We start from the raw sequence: 21,643 nt of genomic DNA, 5'->3' as shown, positions 1-21,643 counted from the left end.
TTGCATTAATTATTCCTCCGTCTCTTCTCCCATGTAAATTCGGATCGTAGAACCTCGATCTACACGGGTTCCCGGTTTGGGCGCCTGATGAATAACAGTGTTACCCGTACCGGATTTCGCTAATTGAAAATTCATATTCATATCTTCGTAGATATCAGTCAGCGTCTTCCCAACTAAGTTCGGGACGACAACAATCGGCGTTTCATCGAATCGGTATTTGCGCGCAACTTGATCCTTACGCGGCTCAACTCCCATGTAATGAAGCGAGTCCTCCATAATTCTCTTTACAATTGGCGCGGCAACCAGACCACCGAATTGAATACCTTGCGGGTTATCGACAGCCGTATAGACCACAATCTTCGGATCATCAGCAGGGGCAAAGCCGACAAAGGATACAATATGTTCATTCGGTGAATATCTGCCATTGATAACTTTTTGAGCAGTACCCGTTTTTCCGCCAACACGATATCCGTCAATGAATGCATTTCTCCCTGTACCTTGTGCAACCACATGTTCGAGGGCGTCACGCACTTTGCTGGACGTTTCGGGGCTAATGACTTTTTTGACCAGCTCTGGCTTAATCTCATCCACAACCATCCCAGTTTCCGGCTGGATAAAAGACTTAGCCACATGAGGCTTGAACAGCTTCCCTCCGTTAATAGCTGCCGATACAGCAGTAATTTGCTGGATTGGCGTAACGGATACCCCTTGTCCGAACGCAGTAGTCGCAAGCTCTACTGGACCTACCCGGCTCAGTTTGAACAAAATGCCGCTTGCTTCGCCACTCAAATCAATGCCTGTCTTCTGCCCGAAACCAAAGTTGCGTATGTAATCGAACAGCGTCTCCTTGCCAAGCCGATTTCCAAGAGCAACGAATCCTGGGTTACAAGAGTTTTGCACAACCTCCAAAAAGGTCTGACTGCCATGTCCCCCGCGTTTCCAGCAGCGCAGCTTGGCTCCGCCGACTTCAACACGTCCTGGGTCGAAAAAATGCTCGTTGTATAAATCGACCTTCCCCTCCTCCAAGGCAGCCGCAAGCGTAATAATCTTGAACGTAGAACCCGGCTCGTACGTCATCCAAATTGGCAGGTTACGATTATATACATCAGGCGGGAAGTCTTTGTATTGGGCCGGATCGTAGCTCGGGCGGCTCGCCATTGCCAATATTTCACCATTATTCGGATCCATAGCAATTGCGAGTGCCTGATTCGGCTTTAATTCATCCATCGCACGATCAAGTTCCCGCTCCATAATTGTCTGTATCTGCTTGTCGATCGTCAATTGCAAATTTAATCCATCTCGGGGCACAACGTACTTTTCTGACGAATTCGGCATCTGCTTGCCGCTTGCATCAGACAAATAGGCAATGTTGCCGCGCAAGCCTGTTAAAGCAGAATCATACCTCTGCTCAATACCTGTTAATCCTTGATTGTCAATACCCGTAAATCCAAGAATGTGAGCTGCCAAATCGCCATAAGGATAATATCTTTTATTATCCTCTGCCACTACAATCCCCGGCAAGTTTAGATCGCGCACTTTTTCCGCTGTTTCAAGCGATATTTTACGACCGCCGCCCTTAATCTGCTTAACAGACTGCCCTTTCGCAATCATGCGCTCTACATCTTCCGTTTTCATCCCCAGAAGAGGGGCAATCTGTGCAGCAGTACCCTTTTGATCTTCAATTTGCACAGGAATAGCCCATATCGTTGGAGAACTGATATTGTAGGCGATCCTCTCGCCTTTGCGATCCAGTATCTCACCGCGCTTTTGGAAGATAGGAATCTCTCTTCTCCACGAATCTTCTGCAAGATCCGCCAAATCCTTGCCCTCCCACAGCTGTACATATGCCAAGCGGACAACGAGCGCGATAAATCCAATCGATATGAGCACCATTCCAACAATTAACCTTTTACGGATCGTCACCCCTGTAACCTTCATACATACCCTCCCTCGTCCGACATCGGTTCATAACCAACCTATTCGGGACAACCAGAGGATAGAACAAGCTCTCCATGAGGATAATCCATAAGACTTCTTTTCTCTTTTTTTCACCTCACACCCTACGGATGTTTTGGCTCTAATTTAATATGAACGATACGTGTTCCGTTCTCATTTGCTTCTTTTTGTTCCGTTACATACCCTTCACCATCTACACGCACTTCCCAGCCAAGCATGGAGGTGATTTCCATAACATCGCGCAGTGATTTGCCCTTAAAGTTCGGCAGCGGCAGCTTGTTAGGCTCGTCGGTAAGCAAATATATCCGTTGACCAATCGCCAAAGGTTCGCCCGGAGCCGGATATTGACGTTTCACCTTGTCTCCTGCGCCTACTGTCTCGAACACGATCCCTTGCTCAGCCAGCCGCTGCTTGGCATCATATGGCTTCAAGCCCTGCACGTCTGGCGCCTTAACCGTTATTGGAGCCCCCGTCTTCTTCTCGTTGCCTTTTTCTTGCCCATCGATCGAGGAAGGAACCCCCATATAACGAAGCGACTGTGTAACGATCTTCTTAAACATGAGCGGCGCTACAAAGCCGCCACCCTCCCAATAGTCCTGCGGATCGTCCACTACCACCAGCAGTGCAATACGCGGATCCTCGACAGGTGCGAAGCCGACAAAGGATACAACAGCACGCGTATTGGCATATTCACCATTGATGACCTTTAAGGCCGTACCTGTCTTGCCGGCAACGCGATATCCTTCGATATAAGCATTTTTACCTGTACCAATCTGTTGATCCGCCACAACCTGTTCTAAGTATTCACTTACCTTTTTGGCAATGCCTGGTTCGATTACCTCACGCACTACCTCCGGCTTGCGCTCAGTCACTTCACCCGTAACGGGATCATGAATTTTCCGAACAATGTGCGGCTTCATAAGCTTCCCGCCATTCGCTACAGCCGCAACCGCCATAATTTGCTGGATCGGCGTTACTTGAACCTTACCATGTCCATAAGATGCTGCAGCAACGTCAGCCGGATATTCAAATCGGATAAGACCATTGTTCTCTCCCGGAAGCTCGATGCCTGTCGGTTTACCAAAGCCAAACTTCTCGATGTACGCCTTTAGGCGCTCTTCCTTTAGCTGCTCAAATCCCAGTTTAACAAAGGCAACGTTACTGGAGCGCTTCAAGCCTTCCAAGTACGTAATTCTTCCCCATCCATCCCGATTAACGTCATGGATGAGGCGTCCTCCCGCATAGATCCGGCCAGAGGCAAATGTCGCATTCGGATCAAAGATGCCTTCTTGAACAGCCGCAGCAAGTGTCACGATCTTGAACGTTGATCCCGGCTCGTAACGTGACTGTACTGCGTGATTGTAAAATGCCGCAATATCCTTGGCATTCCAATACTGATTTGGATTGAAATCCGGCATATTCGCAAGCCCCAATATATCGCCAGTCTTCGGATCTGCCGCAATGACCGTCATACTATGAGGAGAATATTTATTGTATACCTCTCGCATCGCATCTTGAATATATTGCTGTATTGTCCGATCGATTGTGAGGTAGATGTTCTCACCATCCTTGGATGGCTTGTATACTTCTGAAGCTTTTGGGAGTTTATTGCCCATCCTATCCTTCTCGTATTGGAGCATCCCTGCCACCCCACGCAGTTGCTCATCATACAGCTTCTCAATCCCGCCAACGGGATTGCCTTGCTTGTCCGTATAGCCAAGCACATGTGAAGCCAATGACTCTTTCGCGTAGAAGCGCTTCACCTCAGGCAAGAGATAGAGTCCGACATCCCTTAGCTCGGTCTCCTTCTTTAGTTCGTCCGTAAATTCTCGCAGCTTCTGTGCTGTCTCATCACTAACCTTCCAGCCCTCACTGCGAACTTCGACTTGGGTATAGAATTCGTCTTTGTCTTTCTTCTTTCTGCGAACTAGCTCATATAGTTCACTCTCGGGCTTTTTCAGCACCGTGCTCAGCTTCTCTACGATAAGCCGCTCAATGTCAATATTCTTCTCAACTAACTTCGTAGAGGTGCGCAGTTCTTGAATGACCTTAGGGCCGACCGCTACTGTATATGCGGGCGCATCCATAGCAAGCACTTCACCATTCATGTCATAGATCGTGCCTCGGACTGGATTAATCTCTTGCTTTACAGACCATGACTGCTTGGCCTCCGCCATCCAGAAAGGCTGATTAATTACCTGATACCAAAACAGTCTCCCAATTATGACAATAAAAAAGAGGGTGAATAAGCCCCCGATCGTCAACGTGCGCAACTTAATTCGTTTGACCATCTTCATCCCTCGTTTAGTCGTTTCCTACTTGTTGTTTGTAAACTTCAATTTCAGCCCGAGTTTCAGGGAATCGCAAACCATTCTTTCTTGCTTCCCCCTCGATCCGCTTCCAATCGGACAGCTTCTCTTTCTCCACCGTTAGCTCTGACACTTCATTCGTCAGTGCAACTGTAGCCCGCTTCGTTTCTTGAACCTTGAGATTCAGATTGTAAATATTGGCATATCCGCTAATTAAGAACAACGCAATCGCTGCGCAAAAAATAATTGTGCCCAAATAAAGCAGTTTTTCTCGAGTAGGTAGAGTAGACTTACGGGTTACCTTTTTCTTCGTTTGTCGATATCGAGGCTTCTGTTGTGTCTGTCTCTCTGGACGCATTGCCAGGTTGCCGCGCACATAGGCCATTTATCTGCTCCCCCTCATCCCAATTTTTGAGCAACACGCAACTTAGCCGAACGCGACCGTGGGTTGTCTACTAACTCGTTATCACTCGGAGCAATCGGTTTGCGATTTACTAATGACAATACGCTCTTGTGGCCACATGCGCACATTGGCAAGTCAGGCGGACAAGTGCATCTGCCAACGTACTCATTCATGATTTGCTTGCAAATACGATCCTCTAGTGAATGGAATGTAATCACTGCCACTCTTCCTTCTGGCTTCAGACAGCGAACCGCTTGATGCAGCGCATCCTCAAAAGCGCCAAGCTCATCATTAACGGCAATTCGCAGCGCTTGAAAACTCCGTTTGGCTGGATGCCCCCCGGTCCGTCTTGCAGCAGCAGGAATTCCTGCCTTCACCAGTTCAGCGAGTTCTCCTGTTGTTTGGATGGGCTGCTTAGCACGAGCTGCTCCAATCTCTTTTGCGATACGCCTCGAAAACTTTTCTTCCCCGTATTGGAAAAGTATTTTCGCAATCTCCGCCTCCGACCAACTGTTGACAATATCGTAAGCTGTCAATTCTCCATTCTGATCCATCCGCATGTCTAGTGGCGCATCGTGGTTATAGCTGAATCCCCGCTCCCCCTCATCAAGCTGAGGTGATGATACACCCAAGTCGAATAAGATTCCATCAACTTGCGGATTCCCGTCAACCTGCGGCACACCAGCTTGAATCAAGGCTTCTTCCAAGTGGCGGAAGTTTGTTTTGACTAGTGTTACTCGATCCATATAAGGTGCGAGCCTAACTTTAGCATTATCCAGCGCCCAATCATCCTGATCCAGCGCAATCAGTCTTCCGGCAGTTGACAGCTGTGAAGCAATTCGTTCACTGTGTCCCGCTCCTCCTAGCGTACAGTCGACATAAATGCCGTCAGGACGTACTCGCAAGCCTTGTACCGATTCTTCTTTCAATACGGTAATATGATGAAACAACGCAATACCTCCTACTTTCGGTTCCCATCTAGCTGCGATGCGTTATGATAGTCCTGATGTTCACCTAAAAATTAAAATCAACTAGTGTTTCCGCAATTTCATTAAACGCGGATTCCGACTTCTCTACATATTGTTCCCAAGCATCCTTGCTCCAAATCTCTACCCGATTCTGAACACCAATAATCATGCATTCTTTTTCCAAATGAGCGTATCCTCGCAAATGAGACGGAATCGTGATGCGGCCTTGCTTATCCCACTCACATTCGCTCGCCCCTGAAAAAAAGAAACGGGTAAAGGCTCTAGCATCAGCTTTCATCATGGGGAGCGCCTTTAACTTCTGTTCAAGAGCTTCCCATTCATTCATAGGGTAGACGAAGAGACATTGATCCAACCCTCGAGTCAATATAAATGTGGTTCCTAAGGAGTCACGCAGCTTGGCAGGAATGATAAGACGGCCTTTGTCATCGATGCTATGTTGATACTCGCCCATAAACATCAGCCACCACTCCTCCCCCTAAATCCACCACAGCGCCCCACTTTCCACCACAACGATTGTATACTTCGCCATAAAAGAAAAAACTCCTGCTAAAAAGCAGGATTTTATCTGAATCATACCCATATAAATTTTGGATATGCTTCCATAATGAATGATTAGGAAATACGGGCTCGCAGTTGATTAATGCTTCTCTGTATCCTTGTCAGCCGGATCTGTCGGTGTACGAGTTGTCACTATAGTTAATACAGGAGAAATCCCGCGTTTTCCCTTTTTTCTTTTCACAATGAACCAAATCGGGATACCAATAATTAAGAATGCACATGCAAACGGAAGGAATGCAATAAGAACGAGCACAATGTACTTAGTGAATTTTATAAGTGCTTCCCAGCTGGCTACAATCGTATTCACCACCTGTGTTCCAAATGCATCCTCCAGCGCTTGGCTTGGCTTGGCCTTCAGACGCTGGAACATGTCTAATGAAATTGTGGACATCGCAACATTGTTATCATAATATCTCATTTTCCCTACAATTTGCTCGATTTCGGATTGAACATTCCCCAGCTCGGTGGAAAAACGGAGCAAATCATCCGATTTCGTTGCCTTCTCCATGAAGGAGATCAGCCGTGCCTCCACCGTACGCCGTGCCTTGAGCCGCGCCTGCAAGTCAACGTATTCCTCCGTAACATCATTGGCCGAATATTGGCGAGTATAGGCAATGGACTCCCACTTGCCCAGTTCATCAATGAACGATTGGAATCCAAGAGCAGGAACCTTAATCACATAGTTGCCGCCTCGCATACTGTCTGTTTCCTGATCGGAAAATTGCAGCACATAGCCATGAGATTGCTTGATAAACCTATTTAGCTTATCCTTCACTGCTCCATAATCCGCTACCTCCATATGAAGCTGTGCCTCATAAATAAGCTTACGCTCAGGCTGAAACTTTACCTGTGGCCCTCCGCCTCCCTTCATAGGCTGCTCAACCACAGCTGCCGCATCTTTGCTTTCCTGATGCGTCAATGCATCTGCGGAACTATCCCCCTTGGATTCGATCCTTTGACTGTTTGATGCCGAACTGCAACCCCCTAGAAGCAGCATCAGAATCAAAACCCACATTGCAAATTGCCATTCCCAACTTTTTTTGACCATCCATATGTCCCCCTCTATTTATCTCGGCATGGATATTCTGGATGTAATTGCTTCACTTCCCATACTATAACAGCAGACGTATTTCCATTGGAAATGTTGCAAATAAATATACGAATATAACAAAAGCCGCCACTAGCATATTGCTAATGGCGGCTTACGGTTCTATGGGATAGAACTATCATCTCATTAATGCTCTTGCCAGCTTTCCAAGTAAGATCTCTGCTCACTTGTGAGTGTGTCTACTGAAATTTCAAGCGACTCCAGCTTGAAGCGGGCTACTTGCTCATCAAGCTCGTAAGGCACATTGACGACTTTTTTCCCGATGGATTGGTACTGCTCGTTTATATATTTCAAGGACATTGCCTGAAGTGCAAATGTCATATCCATAATTTCAGCCGGATGTCCATCCCCTGCTGCCAAGTTCACGAGCCGTCCCTCAGCAAGCAGGTAAATACTGCGGCCATCCTTAAGTTTATACTCTTCAATGTTCTTGCGAACTGTGCGCACAGATACAGAACGGGCTTCGAGCTCAGGCTTATTTACTTCAACATCAAAGTGTCCTGCATTTGAAAGGATGGCTCCATCCTTCATAACATCATAGTGCTCGCCACGAATGCAATCACGATTGCCCGTTACCGTTACGAAGATATCGCCCACACGAGCAGCCTCGCTCATCGGCAGCACGGTAAATCCATCCATGTATGCCTCCACGCCTTTGATCGCATCTACTTCTGTCACCACGACATTCGCACCGAGCCCTTTGGCACGCATGGCAACCCCTTTGCCGCACCATCCGTAACCGACAACAATTACCGTCTTGCCAGCAACGACGAGGTTCGTCGTACGATTAATGCCATCCCACACTGATTGTCCTGTTCCGTATCGGTTGTCGAACAAATATTTGCAATATGCATCATTAACAGCAACCATAGGGAATTGCAGTGTACCGTCCTTTTCCATCGCCTTTAAGCGAAGAATGCCTGTTGTCGTTTCCTCAGCTCCACCTCTCACCTGATCGCGCAAATCAGGGCGTTCAGCGTGCAGAATGGATATCAAATCGCCGCCATCGTCGATAATTAAGTCCGGCTTCGTTTCTAACGTACGTATGAGCAGCTGCTTGTATTCCTCAGGCTCTGGATTGTACTTGGCATACACCGTGATGCCGTCTTCTACAAGCGCAGCGCACACGTCATCTTGCGTTGATAACGGGTTGCTTCCGGTAATCGTCACTTCAGCCCCACCAGCTTGAACAACTTTCGCCAAATAGGCCGTCTTAGCCTCCAAATGAAGCGATATCGCTACTTTCAGCCCCTTAAATGGCTGTTCTGTTTCAAATTGCTCCCTAATGCGATTAAGCACAGGCATATGGGCTTGAACCCATTCAATTTTCAAATGGCCTTCGGGTGCTAATGCAATATCTCGGATGATACTGTTGTTTGCCGCATTTGTACTACTTGTTTGCGTATTACTCATGGACATTTCATCCTCTCTCATTTGGATTAAGAAGCATTTATGATCCAGTTTCAAAAACAGGATACCGGTCACTACCTAACTATACACTTCTTACAACTTATGACAATAGTGCAATGCGATGTTCCCCTCTCCACACGACAGGAGCCTCCATCAGCATCGTAAACCAGTCCTCCCCGTATCGGCAGGCATATCCTAGCATGTTCAGCACACGCTCCTGAGGCTTTTCAAGCGGATGAAGGGAGACATGCAGCCGTTCCCACTGACGCAATCCAGATTCATGCTGCTTCGCCATTGCGTCCTTCGCTCTGTGATGCAGGAAATCAATCTGTTCAAGAACCTTGTTATGATTTGTAGCCCCAAGTTTTCCAAGCGCAGGAAGCGAAGCGACAAGCTCCTGCAGCAGTTCCGTATACCTGCTGTCCACCTCCGAACGCAGCGTCTCAAACCGTTCATCCAGATGAAGCGCATCTTGGGACTGCAGCCATGCAGATCTTTTCTCTTCATAACGATATACAACGTCTTCGACTGTCAGCTCATACTTATCCAACAGCTTATTAAGTGTGCCCTCAATACATGTAAAGCCCATTCGAGGCCATATGATAGGCATACGCATACCCAGCTCCCTAAATGCCTGTTTGATCTGTGCCCAGTAAGCAATTTCTCCTGGTCCAAGCACAGTTGCAAGAACTGGGAATAGATAATCCTGCATAAGCGGTCTAGTCAATACATTATTGCTTAGCGACTGAGGAGAATGTTGTGCAATGTCCAGCAGTTGCTCTTGCGTGAGCGATATGCCTTGGCGATGATTGACGAACTGCCCGTTCTCCTTTTGCAGTAAATGGCGTTCTCCATCTCGAATGACAAATACATTTGCGCTATGTGCAGAACGTACTGCTTGTGGCGTATAGCCGTAAGAAGCGAGCAGCCGCTCACTCGTGTCGTATGCTTCTTCCAATCGGTCATTCTGCTGTATGATTGTCTCAAACATCGGTGCCTCAATTGAACGCAAGCCCTCATCCGCTGAGTCAACGAGCACAAGCCCGTATTTACCAAACAGGCGGCCGATTGTTGCTGCGAAGGAATCAGATAGCGTGGCGCAGGAAGAAATCGATTCACGCAGATGTTCAAGCATTCCTGGTGTAAATTCCGTCTTCGGCAAAACGTGCTCGAGCTCAGCAAGCACCGCCTCCCATGCCGTTGAATCCAGTCTTACATGGCTGACTGGTGCACGTTGTTCATCTGGCTTCTCGATCCGTATGCGCTGAACGGATGGCTCCGCGGTTACCACATAGGTATGATCGACCTCATCAAAATCGTGATCCTCCCCAGCAATCCAAAAGACAGGAACAACTGGTCTCGACAATTTCAACTCTGCTTCCTGAGCCATTCGAATTATGGAGATTGCCTTGTACAGAACGAGAAGCGGTCCAGTGAATAGACCTCCCTGCTGTCCGCCTACGACGACCAGCGCCCGCTCATCCTTCAGCTTCTCTATGGAATTGCGTACTGCTTGACTGTTATTGAATCGCTCATTATACAGAGCAAGTACTTCTGTCAAGCGTGTACGATCAGCTCTTAATTGCTCTGAGCGCTCCACCCACTCTGCTCTCTTTTCCCAATCTAAATCTGGATGGTACTCATAGAACGTCTCAACGATGGATGGATCCCGCTCCATGTACTGTACGGCCAGCGGTTGCTGAACCGGAATTGATAATATTGGCCAATTCAAAGATAGCCGCCTCCCTTTTTGCTTCGTCTCGATTGTACACAATGCGGCTTCTGAACGTCAAAACAAAGATTATGTATTCGTACCCTCGTGCACACCTTTCATTTTATCATAGCAGCACACCTTATGTTTCGCACACGAGTCCTATCAATGATCTAGCTTTATGTATAGCTTATCCTACATGCTTGCGGAATAAATAATGATGCCAAGGAGCAGCAGGAATACATACAGGACGCCTAACAAAAAAAATGAAATCCGCCATATGATGCGAAACATCTTTTTCGGTTCCAATTTGCCATATTTCTGCTGCTGCAATCCGCCAATCAATCCTGCAGCGATTAGGAAAAAGAACAGTATCCAGTAAAAGCCTGCTTTCGATACGAACAATGTATTATATAGACCACCCACCGAAGCAATAAGGAACACCGTTGTTACATCCATCGCCAGTTTGAAAGCTCTCTTCTTCGGCCTCAATATCCTTCTACCAATAAGCCAAGTAATGATGAACGGGAAAAAGGGGAGTATAGAAAGCACAACAAATCCGTCATACATCAGCTGAAACATATTCGGGTAGACTCACTCCTCTCACTAAGAGATCCGCGCAGAAAATGTTAGTCACAACTTGCCAAAATAAGACGATACATCATACGATGCAGCGGCACAGCGACCTCATATTGCTCAGCCATACGGATGAGGGCGCCCGTAATGGCTTCTATTTCTGTTTCTCGTCCCGCTTCTACATCCTGAAGCATGGATGACGAATTAGACGATGTCATGCGGCATACTTGGACGACACGATTCCAATCTTTCTCCTCATCGACATCAATATGAGCAGCTCGGTATACGGCGACGGCCTCAAGGAACAGATCTTTCATGAATGACAGCCTATCTTCTTGAGCCAGAAGCTGTCCGTTCTTGATGCGCAGCAATGCCGTTAATGGATTGATAATGACATTGACAAGCAATTTTTGATAAACCATACCTTCGATGTTGTTCGACAAAAACGCCTGAAATCCTGCATTTTCTAGCAATTTCTTTGTTGACAAACATAAAGAAGTTGCTAAATCCGTCTTATTTGGACAAATTGAAGAGGCATTCCATATTCCAATCGAAGTCTGACCGCTACCGGTACGAATAACCTTATTGCTGCTTACGCGCTTGGCTGCTTCTGTCGTAACAGCCCATAACAATTGCTCCCGTGGCCAAATGCTGCTCAACACCTCCATGTGACCAACCCCATTTTGATAACAGACCAGGGAAGCCGTCTTTTCTCTTGGGATACGATCTAAATAGCCGAGGAAATCAGAATCAATATGCGTCTGCTTCACAAACAGCCATATGCAGCTTGATTTCATACCTGTCTGTTCAAGTACTTCACCAGCTTCCTCCAATGGATAAGCCCGTACAGGGTGAATATGAGCCACTCTGCCATCCTGCCCCTCAAAATAAATACCTTGATTGCGAATAAGCAATGCTTGTTCCTCCGTGCGTGTCCACAATCGCACCTCTACATTGTTTCCATCTATTGAAGGGGAATTTGATAACAGCATTGCCACATGAAGCAGTCCCAGTGAACCTCCGCCAATAATATCGATAACCATATATAGCACCTTCCTTGTGAACAAGTATCTATCTGTTATATCAAACTGAAATCAAAAAGACAAAAAGCGCAAAGAGTGAGCCATGCTCTCTCTTCACGCTTTTTCCATTCGGCCTGTATTATTCAATTCGCTCCAGATTGCCGTTGGCATCCATCCGAAAGCGAGTCTTCGAGTCGTCCTCATCTTCGCTTAAAATCGCTAATCTGCGAGCACGATCCATAATTTGAATAAGCGCCTTATAATCGTCATTAACCGTGCGGTAATCCGTCTGCACCGCATTCACCTGCTTGGAGAGATACTCGTTTTCTTCCCGCAGACGACGATACTGCTCTTCCTTATCTTGCAACTCTTTCTCCGTATGCTTCAATTGACGTGACAGCTCTTGATAATTGTTACGCCATTGCCGCAAGAAGCGGATAACCATATCCATGGAAAGCGATTCTTCGGTAATGAGCTCTGGCTTAAGGCCAATTTCTTCACCATCAGCTAAAGCAATAGAAGCCACTTGTGCGCCAATTGGCTGCTTTTTCATATAGTTGCGTTTTTGGCGTTGTGCTTTTGCAAGTTGGATAGCAGCTTCATATTTTTTGCGGACACAGCTATTCCAGCGGAACCCGCAGGCAGCAGACGTGCGGCCAATCTTTTCCCCTACTTCCTCAAAGGCAGCTAGCTGGGTGCTACCTTCGCGGATATGTCTTAACGTTACTTCTGCCAAAATCAAATCATCATCCGCTGTCCACGCATCTTGTCTAATTGCAGTCATGCGATACCCTCCTAACGACACTCATTCAATTCGGTTGTATACAGCACCCACGCCATCCGCATGTAAGCAGGCGACGAAGGATGATCAGTCGGTAATCAACCGCTTATTCCATCTCTATGCCCATGGTAGAGTTCATAGAATCTATCGGATACTAAAATGTATATCCATTTTTTCTATGAATCATACGTTTACCTGTCCATGCACTAGATCACAATTAGGCTAAGATTCTGAAAAAGTTCGCTAATCCATCAAGATTGGCAGTTTACACCAGAAGAGTAGAACGCTATAATGTCAATAGTAAATGTTGGGCCGATCGTAACGAGAGGGGGATGAATCGTGGCACGGATGTATCGCGTACTCGGCTTCTGGACATTGGTAATCGGTCTGATGGCGTTCGCAGGAGACATGATTGAAATGGCATTGCTGTTCTTCATGCAGACCGCTTTCTTTGTGTTGCTGGGTTACTTGAAATTGTCCGAACGTACATATACAATGCTGTTTTGGGCATACATGGTCGTATGCTTCAGCGGCTTTTCGTATTGGAGCGTCTTCATTATGAAAAACCCATACTAACAGCACCATTGACATCGTTGCGGACGGCTAATGAGATGACAGAATAGAACGATACAGCAAGAAGCGTCAGGAGATCCCATATCTCCTGACGCTTCTTCATGTTTTGACTCCTTGTGATTCCTTAATGGATTATTACTTTGATTCGGATCCACAGGACAACAAGAGCACATGGAATCGTTCGCTCATCTGATCGCTGAGCAGCAATTGTCGAATAGCGCGATTGCGGCGTGCTTCCGCACTGAATGGATCCGGGTTGGTGTGCTGCTGCAGTTCATTCAACAAGCCTTGTTCCAACAAAAATGACTTCTGTGTCATATAGCCGAGTATCGATGCATTGACTTGCTTGGCAACACGCTGGCAAATATCAAAATCAACCATCGATGTAATATCCTGCTCTCCGATGTGAATCCAAGGATTGTCATGAGCCTGGTGACGGTGGTAGCACATCAGCGTTCCCTCCATCCGATGTGCTGCAGTCAACTCATTCGTTCCATCCCCATAGTCAATAAATACGAATTCCGCTTCCTCCACCTGACTCAGAATAGAGGTCATCCAAGCAGACATTGCAATCCCCGCATCGAATATTTGCCGATCCACAAGTTGAATATGATGCTGCTCAAGCCATAAAAGGGTCTCTTCCGTCGCAGGCAGCCAAAGCGGCATGAATTGCTGCTTCTCCGCATCCCACACTACATAGCACTGCTCATATATACCATCATGATGCCGAATACGCTCGACCGGAAACGCATCGAGCAATTCATTTGCGATGACGAATAGACGCCGCTGAGGTGACTCTTGTTCGAATCCCTGCTCATCCCACCATGTAATCGGAATTCGCTCTCCTCCGAGCATTTCCGCCGCCAGGCGTTGATGATGCGGACTCCTCTCTACGATAACATGCTCATAACCTTCAAAGCGATCATGCTTAAAGCGCTGACTCATTTGCAGTGCAAGACGCCCCGTACCTGCCCCCCATTCCACCAGCGTTATGGAATCAGATCTCCAACCACGCTCCTTCGAACGCCGCTTAACATACACAGCAAGCATTTCCGCCATGATCGAGCCGATATTCGAGCTTGTATAGAAATCACCCTCGCGTCCAATCTTCGTTCGTTCGGACATATAATAACCTTCCGTTGAATGGTATAGACAGGTACCCATAAACTGCGAGAATGGAATGCAGTTGCTATCGGATTGTTCAATTTGGTTAATTAAGTATTGAATGAGGATGGGATTCGGCTGATAATGAGACATACAGTCCTTCCTTTCTATTTATGCAGGTTCAATAGGAACATTAAAAACATTTTGGATAAGCTTTTATAGTTATCCTTCAACTACACAACACTCGTTCAGGTCATGTCCAACCCGATCCGAACATACGATAATGTTGTGCAACTCAATGAAGGAGGTCGCCTCATGACTATAACGAAACGCGCATGGCGCTCGCTCATTGGGGTTATGATATCGATGCAGCTCATCGCGATCGTTCCGTGTGCGACAGATGCAGAGCCAGCTTCACCAGTACAATGGAGCATTCAGCCAACAGCAGAAGAACTGCAACTGCTTCAACAGAGCCTATCCGTCACCGAACTGGACAAGGACATCGATCGCATAACCATCCAGGAAGCAGCAACAGCCAAAGAGCGCACGCGCACAGAGGACGAGCTTCAAGCCCGCGAAACCACCTTGGAACAGAAGCGCGAACAAGCTGGACGTGTACTTCGCGCTTACTATATTGGCGAACGCGACATGATGCTGCAAGCCGTTCTCTCAGCTAACCGGCTTCAAGATATGTTTCGGTTATTCGAATACTTTCAGCTGCTCTTCCAATCTGATCAGGACATCATAAATGCTTACAAAGAACAAATACAAGGCTTACGCCAGACACGTGACAAGCATCTACGGCTGGAGCGTGAGCTCTCAACCGTTCGCGCACAGCTCATCGAGCAGCGCGATCGGCTCAAAAAGCTGCAGCAAAAGCTGGATTCTGACATTGCAGCCAGCAGTAACCCGAAAGCAATGAATGCACTTATTCAAGAATTTACAGCCTATTGGCAGAACGTCGGCCTTTATGAGGTTCGCCATTATTTTCAGGCACTGGCAAGCGCGATGAATAAGCTGCCCGATTTTGTCAAAAACAGCGGGGGCCTAACCATTGAAGGTACTAATTATACGATCACGATCAAGGAAGAACAACTCAATCAGTTCCTCAGAGAGCAAGATCCGATGTTCGAAACCTTTGCATTCCATTTCAAGAAGGGCATTATCGCCGCTGAAGGCACACGTTCTGGCATGACCGTTCGTATTGAAGGCCATTATACAATTGAATCAGAACCGGAAAATCGTATATTGTTCCATGTAGATCACATGCAGTTCAATGGACTTGAGCTGCCTGACACCACTCGCAAAGAACTAGAACAAAAATTCGATCTAGGCTTCTATCCAAAGCAACTCGTATCCTTCATTGAAGCAAAGGAAGTAACAATCGATGACAAAAGCCTTACCGTCAAGCTGTCGCTCAGCTGGTAAGGCTAATTCTCCTGCACTACTTGTCGATCAGCAGAGATCACATCTACAGTACGCTCATTTGCTTAAGTCTATCTGCTGATCGAAGCAGGATTATTCCATCCCTGCTGCAGCTGCTCATTAGTGGCTGCTCCCATCAGCCAAAGCTCCGCCGTTCCAATCCAGCCTCGAATCGGATCTATAGCATTGAACAGCGCTGCCGCATAATTGGCTTGAGGTAAGAACATGTCAGGGAGCCAGCGCCGAATATCTCCCCAGCGATCTATGTATGCTTGTTCATGAACTGGCAATACAGACAAGGTGTCATACCATTCCCGCTGAACAGCAAGACTTGTCATATATGCTATCCACTGCCTTGCCTCCGCTTCATGCTGCGAACTAGATGCAATGATATAGCTTCTGCTCGCCACCCATTGACCAACGGGTAGGTGAACGTCTCCTGGCGCTTCAATTGCTAACGGCTCACTGACCTCTGCCACCGCTTCAGAATAAGGTACGATTGCAAAGGCTACTTTCCCTGAGCGCAATAAGTTCCACGTTTCTGACTTGTTGGCTTTCGCTTCCCACGGAACAAAATGAGAGCGATACGATTCCAGCTCTATCAACTGTTGATTCCACTTCAGTCCAGTAGATGCCCCATTATCGCCATCAACTCCCTTAGCATACCAATCGGAGCGCATTAATGGAGTCTGATTCACTTCGGGCCATATTAAGCCCAGTCGTCGGATTAGCGATAAGAATGCCTCCCTATCCCCACTATGCCACGCGAACCAAGCTTGAGGCATTTCTAACCTAGCTGCCGCCCTATCCGTCTCAGAAACCTCTTGCCGCTGGCTCGGAATAGAATCTTGAAGAGAGGTTGGATCGAGCATCTTTTTCCACCCCTCCCAACTTTCAGGCAAGGAGCCATTCATCCTCCCAGCCATTAACGCTTTGTTCCATACCAGCACATAAGGTTCAATTTGGGCAGGTACTCCCCACGTATACCCATTCCATTTTAACTGATTCATCAGCCAAGCTAGAGACGTGAAACCGGCATTTGATGATTGATCAATTGGCTGCAGCCAGCCCTTCTTGGCAAAGCTCAATACGGAAGCACTATCTGTCAGCATAATGTCCGCACTGTCTTCCTGTTTCAGCTGGCTAAACCATTCAGCACCCGTTAATGGATTTTCTGCATTAACAAGCTCCACATAAATGCCGTTATTGTCAATGAAGGACTGGTTGAGCTGCCGGAGCTGAATAAATGATATCGAAGGAAGGTTCACCAATACCTTTAACTGCTTCCAAGTTGACGGGTTCTTCTTCGCCTTAGGAGGGCGATTGGCCACTTCATTCGTCGAAGGCTGCGACGGTTCAAATATTTGATCACTTATATGAAATTGGGACAACAAGAGTAACGAAACGAAAATCATAATTACTGCAACTAGCAGTTTTTTCAAATTCGGCACTCATTCTCCTCCCCACTAACATAATTTTTCTTTTCCAACACCCCTATTGTAGCACCGAACATACGAGCTGTCCGTAACAGAATGCATGATTAGGCGAAAAAATAAGCCTCCGGATACTACCCAGAGGCTTTACTGCTTACAGAAGATCTGCGGCAAGCTGTGCAAGGCGGGATCGTTCTCCCTTTTCCAATGTGACATGGCCGCTAACACTTTCCGTTTTAAATCGTTCTACCAAATAGGTTAAGCCATTGCTTGCCGAATCTAAGTACGGATGGTCGATCTGTGCCGGATCCCCCATCAGTACAATTTTACTTCCCTCACCAACCCGGGATACAATCGTTTTCACCTCATGTTTGGACAAATTTTGGGCTTCATCAATAATAATGAACTGCCCAGGGATAGAGCGTCCACGAATATAGGTGAGTGCTTCAACCTGAATATTGCCCATGCCGAGCAATATTTTCTCAATATCTCCCGCCTTCTTTGTGTCGAACAAAAATTCCAAGTTATCATAAATCGGCTGCATCCAAGGACGAAGCTTCTCTTCCTTCTCCCCGGGCAAGTAACCAATGTCTTTCCCCATTGGCACTACTGGTCTTGCAATAAGAAGCTTTTTGTATTTGCGTTCATCCTCCACCTTCATGAGACCGGCAGCAAGAGCAAGCAGCGTCTTGCCTGTACCCGCCTTCCCGGCCATGGTCACAAGGGGAATGTCATCATTCAGCAACAGCTCCAGGGCCATGCGCTGCTGCGCATTACGAGCCGTTATCCCCCATACAGGGTCATTACTGAGAAAGAGCGGTTCAAGCTTCTTAGCATCTGCGCTTACCTTGAGCAAAGCCGATTTGCTCGTACCCATATTATCTTTTAAGATGACGAATTCATGCGGATGGAAGGACATGTTGACATTCAAGCTGCGGAGCGGGAGATGGCGGAAAGAATAAAATTCATCGATGACACCGGGATGAACAAATAAAGTTACACAACCGTTGTAGAGTTCATCTCCTGATTGTACGGTGCGGTCTGACATATAGTCTTCGGTATGAAGTCCCAACACATCTGCCTTGATCCGAACAAGCACGTCCTTGCTTACCAAAATAACTATTGATGGGTTAGTGTGCTGCTCCTGCTCTAAATGATAATTCAACGCTACTGCCAAAATCCGATTGTCATTGGATACTTCCCCAAACATCTCCTGTACTTTCACAAAGCTGCGATGATTCAACTCTACCTTCAAAGTTCCACCGTTGTGCAGTTTGACCCCCGAATGAAGATGTCCAACATCACGAAGCCCGTCTAACAGTCGAGAAACGGTGCGGGCATTGCGCCCGATTTCATCTGCATTGCGCTTCTTCGAGTCAATCTCTTCCAATACAACTGCCGGGATAATCACTTCATTGTCGCCAAATGCAAATAATGCGTTCGGATCATGCAGCAGCACATTTGTATCCAGTACGAAAATTTTACCCATAGGATCTCCCTTTCGTTCGCATGCCTGTACCAGCAACACCGGCGAGCAGCAGCGCTCGGCGTTACATAAAAAATGCAGGCACCGCTCACACTATAGTCAGTACACATGCCGCACTACTTATTTGACCAACGAACAAAGAAAGGAACGATGAATTCATGCGTTTGTTGCTAATTGCCATGCTTGTCATCGGTCTCATCTCCGGATGCGGCAACGCGAATAAGCACGCTGCAGCTAATAACCCTTCCAATCAGGTGAAAGCGAAATCGACTCCTAACGGAAAGCCGGCCATTCATGATCGAGCAGCCGTTCGTGAACACTTGACTTCACTTGCAAAGAAGGTACCAGGCGTTCGCGGCGTTAACTGCGTTGTATTCGGCAATACTGCAATTGTAGGTATTGATGTAGATGCGAACTTGGAGCGTTCTCGGGTCGGAACCGTCAAGTATTCCGTTGCAGAAGTTCTTAGCAAAGATAAATATGGCGCTCATGCACTCGTGACCGCAGATGTCGACCTGAATCAACGCCTTCATGAAATGGCGGCTGATATTCAGCAAGGCCACCCTATTTCAGGCTTTACTGAAGAGCTTGCTGACATTATGGGCCGCATTGTGCCGCAAACGCCAAGCGATGTTCGGCACATCGAACCGTCCCGCAATACGGATCAGCCAAAAATGAAAAAGCACATGTAATCAATGAAGTGCGTTCACCGGGTACTGCCGGATCGATACCGGACAAGCATATTGACGCACGAAAAGCCTAGTGGGATTCCACTAGGCTTTTCGTATGAAGACATCGTCGTATACATGATCCAGCGTAATAGCTGCGAATGGGCATTTGGCCGTGCCGATGCCTGCTTGATTGGATAAAACCCTTGAACCAAATTATGTTGCAATGGGGGATACCCTTCATCAACGCTTCGGACATCGTACAGACCTCCTCCACACCATAATTGCAGCTACACTCTATTATATTAAAAGACGCTTCAAAAATTGCATACCCTTATCCACTTAGGAGCCGGGTTGGGTTGTATTCGTAAGCTGTGAATCCGCTCCGGCTTCTCCAGACAAGGTTGACTTCAATGGTTTGCCGGCAAGCACATCCTTAATTGCTTGTTTGCCCTCTTCCAACTTCACCGTGTCCGGATAGATGTACGGGCTAATCCAATTTCCATCTACAGAAATATAATGGATGTTATCCCGGTCTATTCCCAAATACGTAGAAATCGAGCTGCGAATTTGGCTAGGTGTCATATCAATTTTAAAGTTATCGGCCATCGCATCAATAACGCCCGTTACCTTCGTCAAGCCGCCAAGCGACTGCAAATTGCCGACGATTTCCTTCAGTACTGCATTTTGTCGCACGTTGCGATCCGCATCTGTAGTACCCTTCGTCATCGGACGACAATTCGATTTGCGGTAGCGAACAAAATCCAGCGCATTTTTGCCGTTAAGCGTTTGTTGGCCTGTCTTCAGGTTGATATGCGTTCCATCCGCATTATCGTTATAGCACATGTTCTGATCTACATTCACGTTGACGCCGCCGACTGCATCGACGACATCCGAGAAACCTTGGAAGTTGATTACCGCGGCATAGTCAATCGGAACGCCCATATACTTGCCAAGCATGAGCTTCATTTCATCTTCTGGCGTTGGGCTATCCAGCTTGCCTTGTTCCTTCAATGTGAAGAACTTCGGATAATAGTGATTCAATTTGTCCGGATGATACCCTGGGAGTTCAAAATACGTATCGCGCGGCAAAGAAACAAGCACCGCTTCCTGTGTATCCGGATGCATTGCACCAACCATGACAACATCAGTACGGCGTCCAGGAAGCTCTGGTCGATAGTCGATGCCGAGCAAGATGAAGGAAAAGGGCTCCTTGTTCGGCGAAAGAGTATCTTGCACCGTAGTGCTGCCGCCGCCCTGATTACCAGCAGTAGAAATATCGTTCAACTTGTTGTTCGCATACCAAGCAAAATATCCGACAATGAATATAACGACAACAGCTGCGATAAGCGCGGTGATAAGGGTCACCTTCAACCATTTTGGCATTCCTCGCTTGTTCGAGGACGTCTTCCTTTCGGGCGACTTCCTCTCAGGCGACTTCCGCCGTTTCTGCTTCGTTCTAGGTGGCAATGGTGTCGATGAATTCATATCTTACCTCACTTACTCATTATATTTCGGATTCGCTTCGATGTCCTGCCACAATCGTTCTGCTTCTTCGCGGTCGAATAATTCCGTACTCATTTCTTCTTCCCGCCAATACGTAATGACATATCGCTCATCCGATCCATCCAAGCAAGCCTTGAAGGAAGTCAACTGATGATCTTCCTTCAAGATTGTTTCAAAAAATTGTACCGTCTCCTTCGCTGCCCCATCATCCGGGCGCTGCTCAGACACAATGTGAATTTGCAGCCAATTGAATAATGCAACTTGCAGCTTCATCATCCGGCCTTCTCTCCCCTTTGCGTGTCGGTGATGGTCTTACGATGACGCACAATACATTAATTCTTTGAATCTGTCGCCTTTTTGCGGCGAGCTTCCATAAAGTAGCGAATTCGCACCATGAACATCAATGCAACCGCAACAAACAAGCATTGAATGATAGGCAGCTTGTCTATTTGGAAAATGAGAAGAATGAATGCACCCAGTCCCATCAGCAAATAGATAAGAACCTCCTTCAAGATCGGAAGCTTTTGAACACGAAATACTTTATTGAACACATACACGATTAACAGATAAATAAGCGCATAACTTACAAAGGGATGGGTAGCCAACCATTCCTGCATCGTAAACG

20 protein-coding genes are annotated in these 21,643 nt (G+C 47.0%); 3 read left to right on the top strand and 17 right to left on the bottom strand.

The genetic code is table 11. The annotated features are described in order from the left end of the window. Positions 1 to 9 precede the first annotated feature (9 nt). The 11 genes from NO352_RS04345 to NO352_RS04295 all read right to left on the bottom strand — a co-directional run bounded on the left by NO352_RS04345 (position 10) and on the right by NO352_RS04295 (position 12,826). Entirely contained in the window at positions 10 to 1,938 is a 1,929-nt protein-coding gene (locus NO352_RS04345; RefSeq protein ID WP_005548050.1) for a stage V sporulation protein D, read from the bottom strand. A gap of 122 nt (positions 1,939 to 2,060) precedes the next feature. Next, a complete protein-coding gene (locus NO352_RS04340; RefSeq protein WP_268622563.1) occupies positions 2,061 to 4,247 on the bottom strand; it encodes a penicillin-binding transpeptidase domain-containing protein in 2,187 nt (728 codons plus the stop codon). Between the two features lie 13 nt (positions 4,248 to 4,260). After that, positions 4,261 to 4,650, bottom strand: coding sequence for a cell division protein FtsL (ftsL2, locus tag NO352_RS04335; RefSeq protein ID WP_005548048.1), 390 nt, complete (start codon positions 4,648 to 4,650; stop codon positions 4,261 to 4,263). 14 nt (positions 4,651 to 4,664) lie between these two features. After that, the gene (gene rsmH / locus NO352_RS04330; RefSeq protein WP_005548047.1) at positions 4,665 to 5,618 is read right to left on the bottom strand and encodes a 16S rRNA (cytosine(1402)-N(4))-methyltransferase RsmH; all 954 of its coding nucleotides are present in this window, start codon (positions 5,616 to 5,618) and stop codon (positions 4,665 to 4,667) included. A gap of 64 nt (positions 5,619 to 5,682) precedes the next feature. Further along, positions 5,683 to 6,114 carry a division/cell wall cluster transcriptional repressor MraZ gene (gene mraZ, locus NO352_RS04325; protein WP_289354977.1) on the bottom strand — a complete coding sequence of 144 codons (432 nt, stop codon included), beginning with the start codon at positions 6,112 to 6,114 and terminating at the stop codon, positions 5,683 to 5,685. Between the two features lie 180 nt (positions 6,115 to 6,294). After that, positions 6,295 to 7,263, bottom strand: coding sequence for a DUF4349 domain-containing protein (locus NO352_RS04320; protein WP_289354976.1), 969 nt, complete (start codon positions 7,261 to 7,263; stop codon positions 6,295 to 6,297). Positions 7,264 to 7,449: 186 nt separating this feature from the next. Continuing rightward, positions 7,450 to 8,742 carry an adenosylhomocysteinase gene (locus NO352_RS04315; RefSeq protein WP_289354975.1) on the bottom strand — a complete coding sequence of 431 codons (1,293 nt, stop codon included), beginning with the start codon at positions 8,740 to 8,742 and terminating at the stop codon, positions 7,450 to 7,452. Between the two features lie 91 nt (positions 8,743 to 8,833). Then, positions 8,834 to 10,465 (bottom strand): bacillithiol biosynthesis cysteine-adding enzyme BshC, encoded by a 1,632-nt coding sequence (gene bshC / locus NO352_RS04310; RefSeq protein WP_268599531.1) that lies wholly within the window; start codon positions 10,463 to 10,465, stop codon positions 8,834 to 8,836. Positions 10,466 to 10,639: 174 nt separating this feature from the next. Next, the gene (locus NO352_RS04305; RefSeq protein WP_163975802.1) at positions 10,640 to 11,026 is read right to left on the bottom strand and encodes a DUF3397 domain-containing protein; all 387 of its coding nucleotides are present in this window, start codon (positions 11,024 to 11,026) and stop codon (positions 10,640 to 10,642) included. 47 nt (positions 11,027 to 11,073) lie between these two features. Further along, positions 11,074 to 12,063 (bottom strand): ketopantoate reductase family protein, encoded by a 990-nt coding sequence (locus NO352_RS04300; protein ID WP_289354974.1) that lies wholly within the window; start codon positions 12,061 to 12,063, stop codon positions 11,074 to 11,076. Between the two features lie 118 nt (positions 12,064 to 12,181). Continuing rightward, a complete protein-coding gene (locus tag NO352_RS04295) occupies positions 12,182 to 12,826 on the bottom strand; it encodes an RsfA family transcriptional regulator (RefSeq protein ID WP_005548040.1) in 645 nt (214 codons plus the stop codon). 336 nt (positions 12,827 to 13,162) lie between these two features. On the opposite strand from NO352_RS04295, the gene NO352_RS04290 reads away from it, so the two are divergent. Next, entirely contained in the window at positions 13,163 to 13,399 is a 237-nt protein-coding gene (locus tag NO352_RS04290; protein ID WP_005548039.1) for a DUF2626 domain-containing protein, read from the top strand. A gap of 132 nt (positions 13,400 to 13,531) precedes the next feature. Here NO352_RS04290 and NO352_RS04285 read toward each other — a convergent pair whose 3' ends face one another. Beyond that, on the bottom strand, positions 13,532 to 14,653 hold the full coding sequence (locus NO352_RS04285) for a class I SAM-dependent methyltransferase (protein WP_005548037.1): 1,122 nt from the start codon (positions 14,651 to 14,653) through the stop codon (positions 13,532 to 13,534). A 162-nt stretch (positions 14,654 to 14,815) separates the two neighbouring features. Between NO352_RS04285 and NO352_RS04280 the strand changes: the two genes are divergently transcribed. Next, the gene (locus NO352_RS04280; protein WP_289354973.1) at positions 14,816 to 15,928 is read left to right on the top strand and encodes a hypothetical protein; all 1,113 of its coding nucleotides are present in this window, start codon (positions 14,816 to 14,818) and stop codon (positions 15,926 to 15,928) included. A gap of 68 nt (positions 15,929 to 15,996) precedes the next feature. Here NO352_RS04280 and NO352_RS04275 read toward each other — a convergent pair whose 3' ends face one another. Together NO352_RS04275 and NO352_RS04270 are read right to left on the bottom strand one after the other, a co-directional pair. Next, the gene (locus NO352_RS04275; protein WP_289354972.1) at positions 15,997 to 17,376 is read right to left on the bottom strand and encodes an extracellular solute-binding protein; all 1,380 of its coding nucleotides are present in this window, start codon (positions 17,374 to 17,376) and stop codon (positions 15,997 to 15,999) included. 136 nt (positions 17,377 to 17,512) lie between these two features. Further along, positions 17,513 to 18,847 carry a PhoH family protein gene (locus tag NO352_RS04270; protein ID WP_289354971.1) on the bottom strand — a complete coding sequence of 445 codons (1,335 nt, stop codon included), beginning with the start codon at positions 18,845 to 18,847 and terminating at the stop codon, positions 17,513 to 17,515. 155 nt (positions 18,848 to 19,002) lie between these two features. On the opposite strand from NO352_RS04270, the gene NO352_RS04265 reads away from it, so the two are divergent. Then, positions 19,003 to 19,536: a YhcN/YlaJ family sporulation lipoprotein gene (locus NO352_RS04265; RefSeq protein ID WP_005548033.1), complete on the top strand. Its 534-nt coding sequence runs from the start codon at positions 19,003 to 19,005 to the stop codon at positions 19,534 to 19,536. Between the two features lie 318 nt (positions 19,537 to 19,854). On the opposite strand, the gene NO352_RS04260 is transcribed toward NO352_RS04265, so the two are convergent. From NO352_RS04260 to NO352_RS04250, 3 genes are read right to left on the bottom strand one after another with little or no spacing between them, the layout of a single operon-like run. Continuing rightward, the gene (locus NO352_RS04260) at positions 19,855 to 21,000 is read right to left on the bottom strand and encodes an LCP family protein (RefSeq protein ID WP_268622547.1); all 1,146 of its coding nucleotides are present in this window, start codon (positions 20,998 to 21,000) and stop codon (positions 19,855 to 19,857) included. Between the two features lie 12 nt (positions 21,001 to 21,012). Next, positions 21,013 to 21,291, bottom strand: coding sequence for a hypothetical protein (locus NO352_RS04255; protein ID WP_005548030.1), 279 nt, complete (start codon positions 21,289 to 21,291; stop codon positions 21,013 to 21,015). Positions 21,292 to 21,350: 59 nt separating this feature from the next. Then, positions 21,351 to 21,635 carry a YlaH-like family protein gene (locus tag NO352_RS04250; protein WP_005548028.1) on the bottom strand — a complete coding sequence of 95 codons (285 nt, stop codon included), beginning with the start codon at positions 21,633 to 21,635 and terminating at the stop codon, positions 21,351 to 21,353. Positions 21,636 to 21,643 lie beyond the last annotated feature (8 nt).

Origin of the sequence: Paenibacillus sp. S-12, assembly GCF_030363895.1 — a bacterium.
Taxonomy (GTDB): Bacteria; Bacillota; Bacilli; order Paenibacillales; family Paenibacillaceae; genus Paenibacillus_B; species Paenibacillus_B alvei.
The sequence above is the reverse complement of the archived record's forward strand: the minus strand, read 5'-3'. Positions and strand labels throughout refer to the sequence as shown.

What these genes read in the sequence shown, in the direction of transcription:
- NO352_RS04345 (WP_005548050.1), bottom strand. Translation starts at nt 1,938, where the DNA reads ATGAAGGTTACAGGGGTGACGATCCGTAAAAGGTTAATTGTTGGAATG.
- NO352_RS04340 (WP_268622563.1), bottom strand. Translation starts at nt 4,247, where the DNA reads ATGGTCAAACGAATTAAGTTGCGCACGTTGACGATCGGGGGCTTATTC.
- ftsL2 (WP_005548048.1), bottom strand. Translation starts at nt 4,650, where the DNA reads ATGGCCTATGTGCGCGGCAACCTGGCAATGCGTCCAGAGAGACAGACA.
- mraZ (WP_289354977.1), bottom strand. Translation starts at nt 6,114, where the DNA reads ATGTTTATGGGCGAGTATCAACATAGCATCGATGACAAAGGCCGTCTT.
- NO352_RS04320 (WP_289354976.1), bottom strand. Translation starts at nt 7,263, where the DNA reads ATGGTCAAAAAAAGTTGGGAATGGCAATTTGCAATGTGGGTTTTGATT.
- NO352_RS04315 (WP_289354975.1), bottom strand. Translation starts at nt 8,742, where the DNA reads ATGTCCATGAGTAATACGCAAACAAGTAGTACAAATGCGGCAAACAAC.
- NO352_RS04305 (WP_163975802.1), bottom strand. Translation starts at nt 11,026, where the DNA reads ATGTTTCAGCTGATGTATGACGGATTTGTTGTGCTTTCTATACTCCCC.
- NO352_RS04300 (WP_289354974.1), bottom strand. Translation starts at nt 12,063, where the DNA reads ATGGTTATCGATATTATTGGCGGAGGTTCACTGGGACTGCTTCATGTG.
- NO352_RS04295 (WP_005548040.1), bottom strand. Translation starts at nt 12,826, where the DNA reads ATGACTGCAATTAGACAAGATGCGTGGACAGCGGATGATGATTTGATT.
- NO352_RS04285 (WP_005548037.1), bottom strand. Translation starts at nt 14,653, where the DNA reads ATGTCTCATTATCAGCCGAATCCCATCCTCATTCAATACTTAATTAAC.
- NO352_RS04280 (WP_289354973.1), top strand. Translation starts at nt 14,816, where the DNA reads ATGACTATAACGAAACGCGCATGGCGCTCGCTCATTGGGGTTATGATA.
- NO352_RS04270 (WP_289354971.1), bottom strand. Translation starts at nt 18,847, where the DNA reads ATGGGTAAAATTTTCGTACTGGATACAAATGTGCTGCTGCATGATCCG.
- NO352_RS04265 (WP_005548033.1), top strand. Translation starts at nt 19,003, where the DNA reads ATGCGTTTGTTGCTAATTGCCATGCTTGTCATCGGTCTCATCTCCGGA.
- NO352_RS04260 (WP_268622547.1), bottom strand. Translation starts at nt 21,000, where the DNA reads ATGAATTCATCGACACCATTGCCACCTAGAACGAAGCAGAAACGGCGG.
- NO352_RS04255 (WP_005548030.1), bottom strand. Translation starts at nt 21,291, where the DNA reads ATGAAGCTGCAAGTTGCATTATTCAATTGGCTGCAAATTCACATTGTG.
- NO352_RS04250 (WP_005548028.1), bottom strand. Translation starts at nt 21,635, where the DNA reads ATGCAGGAATGGTTGGCTACCCATCCCTTTGTAAGTTATGCGCTTATT.